The organism is Ruegeria sp. ANG10, from assembly GCF_040705255.1.
In the GTDB taxonomy this organism is placed as follows: domain Bacteria; phylum Pseudomonadota; class Alphaproteobacteria; order Rhodobacterales; family Rhodobacteraceae; genus Ruegeria.
On the sequence record NZ_JBFCVU010000013.1, the window covers coordinates 79,890 to 89,793 of the forward strand.

Consider the following 9,904-nt stretch of genomic DNA (forward strand, 5'->3'; position numbering starts at 1 on the left):
TGTTCGATTTTCGATTTGTTCCACTTTGCCTTGTACTGACACTTGGTGCTTTTTCTGCGGCAGCGCAGGAGACTCAGGTTGCGTTTGGCGCGGTCAAGGCCGACCCTTCGCTGCCGGTCGAGGTGACCTCAGAAACCCTGAACGTCAATCAAGAAAACGGCTCGGCCGAATTTGTGGGCAATGTGATCGTCATTCAGGGGGAAATGCGCCTGACCGCTGAACGGGTGCTGGTTCTCTATAATGAGGATCGCTCGGGTATCGAGCGGATGGAAGCGACCGAAGATGTGGTTCTGGTCAGCCCGCCCGACGCGGCCGAGGGTGACTGGGCCGAATACACCATTGATTCAGGCGTGATCGTGATGAAGGGCAATGTGCTGCTGACGCAAGGTCCCAGCACCATCAGCGGCGATCAGATGAACGCTGATCTGACCACTGGCACGGCCACAATGACCGGTAATGTCAAAACCATTCTGCAGCAGGGCAACAATTGATGGCGCGGCCTGAACTGACCGTGGCCGAGGGGCAGTCCGGCCTCAGAATCGAAAAGCTGCGGAAATCTTATAGCAAAAAGACCGTGATCCGCGATGTGTCGATGACGCTTGACCGGTCCGAGGTTGTGGCGCTGCTGGGTCCAAACGGGTCGGGCAAAACCACCACGTTTTACTCGGTTGCCGGGCTGGTATTCCCCGAGGCGGGCACGGTTACAATCGACGGGCAGATCGTGACGACCCTGCCGATGTACCGCCGCGCGCGTCTGGGCATCGGCTATCTGCCGCAAGAGATGTCGATCTTTCGCGGCATGAGCGTCGAGGACAACATCGCCTCGGTTCTGGATATCACCGTCCGTCACGCCCATCGCCGCAAAGAGCGGCTTGAAGAGCTGCTTTCGGATTTTTCGATTGAACACCTGCGCCGGGCACCCGCGCTGGCCTTGTCGGGCGGTGAACGCCGCCGGGTTGAAATTGCGCGCTGTCTGGCGGCCGATCCGAAATACCTGCTGTTGGATGAACCTTTTGCAGGTGTCGATCCGATCAGTGTGGGCGATATCCGCCACCTAGTCGCTGATCTGAAAAAACGCGGTATTGGTGTTCTGATCACTGATCATAACGTGCGGGAAACACTAGAAATTGTAGATCGCGCCTATATCCTGCATGACGGTCAGGTGCTGATGTCCGGCACCCCGGACGAAGTGGTCGAAAATGAGAACGTCCGCCGTGTCTATCTGGGTGAAAATTTCCGTATATCATAGGCTTGCGCAGAAATGCGCCGACTGCATGGCGGAAATCACGTATATACACGTCTGTTTTGATTGACTCTCCCGCCGTCTCTTGCCTCAATTGGGTCATGGCATTTCTTCGGTTTCCGTCTGGATCACGATGCCCCTTCCTGGAAGGGCGAACGGCGCGGCTACTGCAGGTTATGCCTTTTTCCCCCACCCGATAAAAACACGTGCGTCGCGTTACGTGACGTAAGTAAGAATGGGTGTGAATTGTGAAGGAGATCACATGCGTTACCAAATCAGCGGAAAACAGATCGACATCGGCGCGGCGCTGCAAACTCACGTGCAGACCGAACTGGGCGAGGTTGTGGGCAAATATGCCCAGCGTCCAACAGATGCCAACGTCGTCTTTTCCCGTTCAGCGCATGAATATGTATGCGAAACCACCGTACATCTTTCTACGGGGCTGACGGCGCAGGCCAAAGCTCATGCAACTGAAATCTATGCGGCGTTCGAAGGCTGCTGCGACAAGATGGAGACCCAGCTACGCCGGTATAAGCGGCGTTTGAAGGACCACCACAAGGATCGGTCTGAGCCTGTTGAACTCTTTGGGGCGTCGTCCTATATCCTCGCCTCTGACGAATCTGACTCGGCAGCCGAACCCGATTCTCTGCAGCCGATGATCGTGGCTGAGATGGAAACCAAGATCCCATCGCTGAGTGTTGGTGAAGCCGTCATGCAGATGGAACTGGCCGGCGCCCCAGTGCTGGTGTTCCGGAATGAAAACAAGGACGGATTGAACGTCGTTTATCGTCGGGAGGACGGTAATATCGGCTGGATCGATCCGTAACAGGCAAGAATAGCAAAGGCAGGCCCCTGCAAATGCGGGGGCATCGCCATGGAGCGTAATCATGGAGCTTTCGAGCATATTGAAGCCCGAAGCAGTTCGCGTACTGTCCGCCGCTTCCAGTAAGAAGCGGTTGTTTCAGGAAATTGCGGATGTGGCTGAGGCGGCGTTGGGCCTTGATGCCCAGATCGTTGTCGAAGGGCTGCTGGAACGGGAAAGCCTGGGGCCGACCGGTGTGGGTCATGGCGTGGCATTGCCGCATGCCCGTATGGCTGAATTGGAAAATGTTTCAGGCGTGTTTGTCATGCTGGAAAAACCGATCGATTTCGGATCGGTCGACCGGCAGCCGGTCGATATTGCCTTTGCCCTGTTCGCCCCCGAAGAGGCCGGGGTGGATCATCTGAAAGCACTTGCACTGGTGTCCCGTACCCTGCGCGACACGTCGGTCTGCGCCAAGCTGCGGGCCAACCCGGACCCGGTCAAGCTGTATGCCATTTTGACCGAAGCGCAGTCTATGCAAGCGGCCTAAGCCTCTGAGGATATAAAAAAGCCCCCGGTTTTCCGGGGGCTTTTTCGTTTTCGGATGGGGTTGCGGTTAACCGCCAGCGCCCATTTCCAGCGTCCACCAGATTTTCCCGCCACCTTCCTGATGCCATGCAAAACCCATCTGCGTGGCCTTGGGGTCCAGAATCACCGAGCGCGGACCGGGTTCCTGCATCCAGGCGGCCAGCGTTTCGGTTTCGGTTTCATAGGTTTCGGAAATTGCTTCGCCCAGGAACGTGCCGAAATAGCCCACGCGCTGTGCTCGGTCGATTGGCGATGATCCGTCCGACCCAAAATGCCAAGGGCGGTTTTGCCGTGCCATGTCCTTGGCATGTGTGGCGGCCGCGGCATTAAGCTGCGAATTCAGCTGCACTGACTGCAAGCCCTGCGCCTGACGCAGTGCGTTGACCGAATCAAGCATGCGGAACTGCAGCTTTTCGGGATTGCCCCGGATTTTGTAAACTGTCGGCAGTGGCCGACCGTCCGCCCCATAGGTCGGGGTGCTGCTGGGTGTACATGCGGCCAGAGCAATAAAGCAGGCAAACAGTAATGAAATAATACGCGTCATGATCGACCTGATGATTGTGTTAATCTACGGCATAGCGTGACAGACCGTCTTGAGCAAACGCACAATGGACCCGTTCTGCGTGATTCTGCCGGTTTGATTTGCGACTGAAGCATTCTGGCAATAGAATACGACAGATTTTCAGACTGGCCTTAGCAAAGGACCGCCCCTCATGGTCAAGAAACACATTCATGTAGCTTCCCGTCGCGGATTCCTGGCCGGGGCTTCAGCCCTGCTGGCCTCACCTGCGATTGCGCAATACATTCCCGGTGACCCGCTTCGCCCCGCGCCGGAACCGGAGCCCGATGTGCGTCGCAATATCTCGGGCTTCCGCGCATTGGACTGGCAACCCTATTTTTCGAACACAAATAACGGTGCCATTCTGGTCGATACGGTCTCGCGCGCGTTACATTACTGGTCCGACGACCAGCGGGTGTATAAACTTTACCCATCATCGGTGCCCCTGACCGAGGAACTGACGCGCCGTGGTCGCACAAGTGTGATCCGCAAAGTCGAGGGTCCAAGCTGGTCACCGACGCCTTCGATGAAAAAGCGCAATCCCGAATGGCCGGATTATATCCCGCCGGGTCCTGATAACCCATTGGGAACACACGCTTTGTATCTAAGTTGGAAGTATTATCGCATCCACGGAACACATGACACGCGCAAAATCGGCCGCCGTTCGTCGAATGGTTGCATCGGTTTGTTCAACGAGGATATCGCAGAATTGTTTTCAATGGCGAAGGTCGGCACGCAAGTGTTGCTAATTTGACGACATTTTCGCGCACGAACCCGCTTGCGGCGCAAGTTGCAATTGCATTCCAGTCGGATAGCTGGTTAGAAAAAAACACGAGGTAAGTCTTGGGTGTGCGGTTTCACTATTCGGAACCGTGCAAATTCTGGAGGTTAATATGAAGAAACTCGTTCTCGCCGCTGCACTGACTGCTGCTGCTTCGACCGCTTATGCCGGTAACCTGGAAGAGCCGGTTGTTGAAGCACCGGTTGTTGTAGAGGAAACTCAAGGTTCGTCGCAGGGCATCATCCTGCCGCTGATCCTGCTGGTCGTAGTTGCCGCAGCTGTTGCAGCAAGCTAATTTGACGAGCGTCATCTAGAGAAAAGGCGGTGGATCGCTCCACCGCCTTTTTTCATGCCTGATTGATGGGTGCTGCTTAGTCCAGCCAACCCTTCAGATTGTCTTCGATCACCTTGCCCAATGCCGCAATATGCGAATCATCGTCGTTGAGGCAGGGAATATAGGTAAAGGTCTCACCGCCCGCCTCTTCGAAGCTTTCCTTGATCTCTTCGTTGATCTCTTCCAGCGTTTCGATGCAATCGGCGGAAAACGCCGGTGCGATAACGGCAATGTTCTTCTTTCCCTGTCGCGCCAGTTCGGCCACGTGGTCGACCGTATACGGCTTCAACCATTCCTCAGGCCCGAATCGGGATTGGAAGGTTGAAACAAGCTGATCGTCCGACCAACCCAGCCGTTCCTTGAGCAAACGCGAGGTTTTTGCGCATTGGCAGTGGTATGGATCGCCCTGCTGCAAATACCGTTCCGGCATGCCGTGATAGGAACAGACCAAAATATCCGGCTTGGACTCCATCGCGGCATAGGCTTGCTCCACCGATCCGGCCAAAGCGTCGATATAGGCGGGTTCGTCGAAATAGGCGGGTACGGTGCGAGAGGCCGGTTGCCAGGATTCTTCCATCAGCGCGCGGAAGAACTGATCATTGGCCGTGGCCGTCGTTGCGCCCGCATATTGCGGATAAAGCGGGAAGAACAGGATGCGGTCGCAGCCCGCCGCCACCATCTCGCGCACTTTCGACTTGGTCGACGGCTTGCCGTAGCGCATGCAGAAATCGACCATGACCTGATCACCATAGCGTGCCTGCATCGCGTCGCGCAGCTTGGCGGTTTGGTCCTTGGTGATCGTCATAAGCGGGCTTTCGCCTTTATCGTGGTTCCAGATCGACTTATAGGCCTCGCCCGAGCTGAACGGGCGTTTGGTCAGGATAATCCCTTGCAGGATCGGCTGCCATTTCCACTTGGGGTAATCGATCACGCGCTGGTCCGACAGAAACTCGTTCAAATACCGGCGCATCGGCCAATAGCTGTAGTCGTCCGGCGTGCCCAGATTGGCCAGCAGGATGCCGACGCGGCCCATTTTGACCTTGGGATGGTCCGCGGGGGCATGATCGGGGCGAGTGGCGTCAAACATTTCGAGCTTCCTGAGATTTCTCTGTTTGACGTGAGATAACCGGATTTGCCCAATCGTCAATCGGGCAGTTTGCCTTCTTTTGTCCCCAGCGCCTCAGCAAGGCGCGCCTGCGCTGATCCCGGACGCAATGGTTTTTGCTGGCTTTCGTCGGGCGACCAGCCGGTCAGGCAAATCAATTCGTAAGTGGCCGACAAACGCCCCTGCGGTGTCGGGAAGTGATCGGCGTAAATCTGCTGCGCCCGGGCAAAGACCTGCCGCTGTGTGGCGTGTTTCATGCGTCCGGACAGGCTGTTGGTTTCTCCCATCGCGCGCAGGTCGTACATCAGATGGGTCAAGTCGCGATATTCCGCCGTCAGACGGGCGGTATCGGCGACCGGCAGCGCTAGCCCCGCGCGTTGCAGCAACCCGCCCAGATCGCGCAGCTCGGCCATCGGGGCGATACGGGGGCTGAGGCCACCTGTGACCTCGATCTCGGCCTGCCCAAGGGCGGCGCGTAACTCGTGCAGGGTTTCACCGCCGAGACACACCACCAGCAGCAAGCCGTCGGGCTGCAGGGCGCGGTGACATTGGATCAGCTGCCCCACCGGATCATTGGCCCAATGCAGCGCCATGGCGTGAATCACCAGATCATGCGCTCTGGGTGCTAAGTCCAGAATATCGTCATCCGAAACGATCTGTGCCTCCGGCAAAACGTCCTGCCAGATATGCGCAAACGGCGTCACAATCGCCGGGGCCGTAAAGGTTTTATTAACCATGGAGAGCCGATCCTGCACCTCATCCACCGCGGCGCGATGCAAAAACAGCGCCTCGTCCTGAGCGCGGGCACGGTGTCGGACCAGGGCTGGGCGGTCGAACAGAGAGGGTGCGTTGGACTCAGGCAGTTTCATAGGGCGCAACTACCGCATATGGCAGCGGATTCAAACCGCTGTCGAGTTGATCTATCCACCGCGATGTCTGGGATGTGGTGAATTGACCGAAGCGGATTTCGGCCTGTGCGGCGCTTGCTGGCGCGACACGCCTTTCATTGGCGGAGTGGTATGCGAAAGCTGCGGGGTGCCCTTGCCGGGCGAGGTGGATGGTCACCGGATCGAATGCGATGACTGCATGAAAACGGCCCGCCCCTGGCAGGATGGTCGGGCTGCGCTGATGTACGATGGCAAGGCGCGCGCCTTGATTCTGGCCTTGAAACACGGCGACAGACCTGAGCTGGCAAAGCCAGCAGCTCGGTGGATGGCGCAAGCCGGGCGGGATCTATTTCGCGACAACATGCTGATCGCGCCTGTGCCCTTGCACTGGTCCCGTTTGATCAAGCGGCGGTACAACCAGTCGGCATTGCTAGCCCAGCATCTGGGGCGGGAAACGGGAATTGAGGTGTGCCCGGACCTGTTGCACCGACGGGCACGAACGCCAGTTCTGGACGGGAAAACCGCTGCTCAGCGGGCGGAAACCCTGGCCGGTGCGATCTCGGCGCATCCCAGGCAGGGGTCGCGCAGTAAGGGACGGGATATCTTGCTGGTCGATGATGTCATGACCTCTGGTGCGACTCTGACAGCCTGTGCGCGTGCCTGCCATGCAGCGGGTGCAAATCATATTTTCGTGTTGGTACTGGCACGCGTTGCCAAGGATGCCTAATTCGCGGAAGATCACGCGAAACCCAAAGGGACGGAATATGAAACCGGTTGAAATCTACACCTCGCCGCTGTGCGGTTTTTGCCATGCGGCCAAACGACTGCTGAAACAGAAAGGCGTCGAATTCAAAGAGATCGACGTGCTGATGCACCCCAAGCGCAAGCCCGAGATGATCAAACGCGCAGGCGGCAAACGCACCGTGCCGCAGATTTTCGTCGGGACGCAGCATGTGGGCGGCTGCGATGACCTGTACGAACTGGACCGTCAGGGCAAGCTGGACCGTCTTTTGGCGGCCTGATGAAATCCGCGCTGCTGCAAATCACTTCGTCGGACGACCCGGCCGAAAATCTGGAAATGGTGCGCGCCATGATGGCCGAGGCCGCAGGTCAGGGTGCGCGGTTCATTCTGACGCCCGAGGTGACGAATTGTGTGTCCACCAGCACGACCCGGCAGCGCGACGTTCTGCAGCATGAAGAAGACGACCAAACGCTGGCGGGTCTGCGAGATCAGGCCGCCGCGCTGGGCATCTGGCTGCTGATCGGGTCTTTGGCCATCAAAACCCATGACGCCGATGGGCGTTTTGCCAACCGTTCCTTTTTGATCGACCCGCACGGGCAGATCGTGGCGCGGTATGACAAGATTCACATGTTCGACGTGCAGGTCTCGGAATCTGAGACCTTCCGCGAATCCAAAAACTATCGCCCTGGCGATAAGGCGGTGCTGGCCAAAACCGATTTCGGCACGGTTGGGATGACCATCTGTTATGACATCCGTTTCCCGCATCTTTATGCCGCATTGGCGCAGGCGGGGGCGCAAATTCTGACAATTCCGGCAGCGTTTTCGCCGGTCACCGGCGCTGCCCATTGGGAATCATTGCTGCGGGCGCGGGCGATTGAAACCGGCTGTTGGGTGCTGGCCCCGGCACAGACCGGAGAGCATCCGAAAACCCGCGGCAGAACGCGCCACACCTACGGTCACAGCATGGTCGTGGCCCCGTGGGGAGAGGTCGTTGTCGACGCAGGGGGCGATCCAGGCATTCACTTTTTCGATATCGATGATAGTTCTGTGTCAGAGGCGCGCCGTCGGGTGCCCTCGTTGACTCACGTGCGGCCTTTCGATGGGCCCTGACCCAGAACCGGACCATGACTGACGAACATAATGCCCTTGCGGTCACGCTGTTCAGCGAGATCCTGACCGCCGATCAGCTATTGCGCAACCGACTAAGCCGGGTGCTGCCCAAGGGCATGGAAATCTCGCATTTCTCGGTGTTGAACCATTTGGTCTTTGTCGGAGACGAACGCACCCCCGCGCAATTGGCCAATACCTTTCACGTCACGCGCGGTGCGATGACCAACACCTTGGCCAAGCTGGAATGGGCCGGATATATCCACATCCGCCCCGACTGGGACGACGCCCGCCGCAAGATGGTCGCCATCAGCCCTGCAGGTCGCCGCGCGCGCGATCAGGCGATTTCCTCGATTGCGCCGTTGATCAACCGCGTGGTCGGAGAGCTGGGGTTGGAGCGTGTCCGCAGCACCCTGCCCGTACTGCGGGATTTGCGGTTGCAGTTGGAGGGGGAGTGAGCCAGCCGCAACCTTTCTAAAGTTTCGACTTTCGTAGAACCAGTGAGCTTGCGGCAGGTCAACCCACCTTAGATTGCAGTAGGGTGCGATATACAAATTTGCAGCCGTTAGTTTCAGTTTTTGCCGCGCAACTCAGCTTGGCCACTTCTGGGCCTGAAAATTCTTGGCTGTTGCGTAAAACTGCGAATTCACTTTCTCCAGAACCATCCTGAAGGAATCGAACGCGAAATATCAAACTTTTGTTGTCTGCGTCGTATTCCTGCATTTCGTAGCTAGTGTTGCCGCAAATCCGAACAAGAGATGCGTCTTTGCAATTGCCTTCCACGCATAGCGCAATTTTGGTCTGAGTATTCGCAAAAGTCGGATTACCTATGTCAATGCATGCTGCATTTGCTGATAGCGAAAACGCAAACATTGAGAACGAAATACCAATTCCGGCGCGTTTCAATACGGACAATAGCAATGTGGTTCCTAGTGCTTACACGAACACAAGCTTATGCATGGGGGAAGTTTCGGTAAGCACCCATCCTACCCCGGCTTCACGCTCGCCGTCACATAATTCACGCTCAAATCCCGGTCAGAGATCGACCAACTCCAAAGGAACGGGTTGAACACGAATCCCTTCCGGTCCACCGGTTCCAGCCCGGCTTGGCGCAGTAGGTCGAACAGCTCATCAGGCGTGATGAACTTGTTCCATTCGTGCGTTCCGCGTGGCAGCCAGCGCATGACGACCTCGGCCCCGACAATCGCCATCGCATAGGATTTCGGGTTGCGGTTGATGGTGGAACAAATCTCTAGCCCGCCGGGTTTCAGCAGTTGCCGCGTTGCGGTCAAATAAGACAGAGGGTCGGCCACATGCTCGACAACTTCCATATTCAGCACCACTTCGAACTGCTCGCCCGCTTCGGCCAATGCTTCGGCAGTGGTGTGGCGATAGTCGATGTCCAACCCGGACTGTTCCGCATGAATGCGCGCGACGGGCAGGTTGCCCTCGGCAGCGTCGGCGCCCACGACCTCGGCCCCGAGACGCGCCATGGGTTCGCTTAGCAAGCCGCCTCCGCAGCCGATATCCAGCAGGCGCAGGCCCTGAAACGGGTTCGGCGCGGTCAAATCCCGGTCAAATTCGCCTGCGATCTGCTGTGTGATATAATCCAGACGGCACGGATTCATCATGTGCAGCGGTTTGAATTTCCCGTGAGGATCCCACCATTCTGCGGCCATCGCTTCGAATTTTGCGATCTCGGATGGGTCCACAGTGTTCGGATGCGCTTGCATTCCTGTCTCCGTATGCTCTTTTA

15 protein-coding genes are annotated in these 9,904 nt (G+C 57.4%); 10 read left to right on the forward strand and 5 right to left on the reverse strand.

Going from position 1 to position 9,904, the window contains the following annotated elements; all coding sequences use genetic code 11:
• Positions 1-35: 35 nt before the first annotated feature.
• The 4 genes from AB1A64_RS20605 (at position 36) to AB1A64_RS20620 (ending at position 2,595) form a co-directional block, all read left to right on the forward strand.
• Complete coding sequence (locus tag AB1A64_RS20605) at positions 36-491, forward strand: LptA/OstA family protein (protein ID WP_170351945.1); 456 nt, start codon at positions 36-38, stop codon at positions 489-491.
• Entirely contained in the window at positions 491-1,249 is a 759-nt protein-coding gene (gene lptB, locus AB1A64_RS20610; RefSeq protein WP_366553767.1) for an LPS export ABC transporter ATP-binding protein, read from the forward strand. The genes AB1A64_RS20605 and lptB overlap by 1 nt, the downstream gene beginning before the upstream one ends.
• A 256-nt stretch (positions 1,250-1,505) precedes the next feature.
• Complete coding sequence (raiA, locus tag AB1A64_RS20615) at positions 1,506-2,069, forward strand: ribosome-associated translation inhibitor RaiA (RefSeq protein WP_366553769.1); 564 nt, start codon at positions 1,506-1,508, stop codon at positions 2,067-2,069.
• Positions 2,070-2,130: 61 nt separating this feature from the next.
• Entirely contained in the window at positions 2,131-2,595 is a 465-nt protein-coding gene (locus tag AB1A64_RS20620) for a PTS sugar transporter subunit IIA (protein WP_170351901.1), read from the forward strand.
• A 66-nt stretch (positions 2,596-2,661) separates the two neighbouring features.
• Here the strand turns inward: AB1A64_RS20620 and AB1A64_RS20625 are convergent, their stop codons facing one another.
• Positions 2,662-3,177: a CAP domain-containing protein gene (locus tag AB1A64_RS20625; protein WP_366553771.1), complete on the reverse strand. Its 516-nt coding sequence runs from the start codon at positions 3,175-3,177 to the stop codon at positions 2,662-2,664.
• Between the two features lie 169 nt (positions 3,178-3,346).
• On the opposite strand from AB1A64_RS20625, the gene AB1A64_RS20630 reads away from it, so the two are divergent.
• Together AB1A64_RS20630 and AB1A64_RS20635 are read left to right on the forward strand one after the other, a co-directional pair.
• Entirely contained in the window at positions 3,347-3,946 is a 600-nt protein-coding gene (locus tag AB1A64_RS20630) for a L,D-transpeptidase (protein WP_366553773.1), read from the forward strand.
• 139 nt (positions 3,947-4,085) lie between these two features.
• A complete protein-coding gene (locus tag AB1A64_RS20635) occupies positions 4,086-4,268 on the forward strand; it encodes a hypothetical protein (RefSeq protein WP_010442520.1) in 183 nt (60 codons plus the stop codon).
• A gap of 76 nt (positions 4,269-4,344) precedes the next feature.
• On the opposite strand, the gene hemH is transcribed toward AB1A64_RS20635, so the two are convergent.
• Complete coding sequence (hemH, locus tag AB1A64_RS20640) at positions 4,345-5,394, reverse strand: ferrochelatase (protein ID WP_366553775.1); 1,050 nt, start codon at positions 5,392-5,394, stop codon at positions 4,345-4,347.
• 56 nt (positions 5,395-5,450) lie between these two features.
• Positions 5,451-6,281: a methyltransferase domain-containing protein gene (locus tag AB1A64_RS20645; protein WP_366553777.1), complete on the reverse strand. Its 831-nt coding sequence runs from the start codon at positions 6,279-6,281 to the stop codon at positions 5,451-5,453.
• Here AB1A64_RS20645 and AB1A64_RS20650 point away from each other — a divergent pair.
• From AB1A64_RS20650 to AB1A64_RS20665, 4 genes are read left to right on the forward strand one after another with little or no spacing between them, the layout of a single operon-like run.
• Positions 6,262-7,026 (forward strand): ComF family protein, encoded by a 765-nt coding sequence (locus AB1A64_RS20650; RefSeq protein ID WP_366553779.1) that lies wholly within the window; start codon positions 6,262-6,264, stop codon positions 7,024-7,026. The two genes, AB1A64_RS20645 and AB1A64_RS20650, sit on opposite strands and share 20 nt — an antisense overlap.
• A gap of 37 nt (positions 7,027-7,063) precedes the next feature.
• Positions 7,064-7,321: a glutaredoxin 3 gene (grxC, locus tag AB1A64_RS20655; RefSeq protein ID WP_170351906.1), complete on the forward strand. Its 258-nt coding sequence runs from the start codon at positions 7,064-7,066 to the stop codon at positions 7,319-7,321.
• Entirely contained in the window at positions 7,321-8,151 is an 831-nt protein-coding gene (locus tag AB1A64_RS20660) for a carbon-nitrogen hydrolase family protein (RefSeq protein WP_366553781.1), read from the forward strand. Before grxC ends, AB1A64_RS20660 begins: the two co-directional genes overlap by 1 nt.
• Positions 8,152-8,165: 14 nt before the next feature.
• Positions 8,166-8,606, forward strand: a complete 441-nt coding sequence (locus AB1A64_RS20665; RefSeq protein ID WP_366553783.1) for a MarR family winged helix-turn-helix transcriptional regulator — start codon at positions 8,166-8,168, stop codon at positions 8,604-8,606.
• Positions 8,607-8,664: 58 nt separating this feature from the next.
• Here the strand turns inward: AB1A64_RS20665 and AB1A64_RS20670 are convergent, their stop codons facing one another.
• On the reverse strand, positions 8,665-9,063 hold the full coding sequence (locus AB1A64_RS20670; protein ID WP_366553785.1) for a hypothetical protein: 399 nt from the start codon (positions 9,061-9,063) through the stop codon (positions 8,665-8,667).
• Between the two features lie 71 nt (positions 9,064-9,134).
• Entirely contained in the window at positions 9,135-9,881 is a 747-nt protein-coding gene (gene ubiG / locus AB1A64_RS20675; protein ID WP_366553787.1) for a bifunctional 2-polyprenyl-6-hydroxyphenol methylase/3-demethylubiquinol 3-O-methyltransferase UbiG, read from the reverse strand.
• Positions 9,882-9,904: the final 23 nt, after the last annotated feature.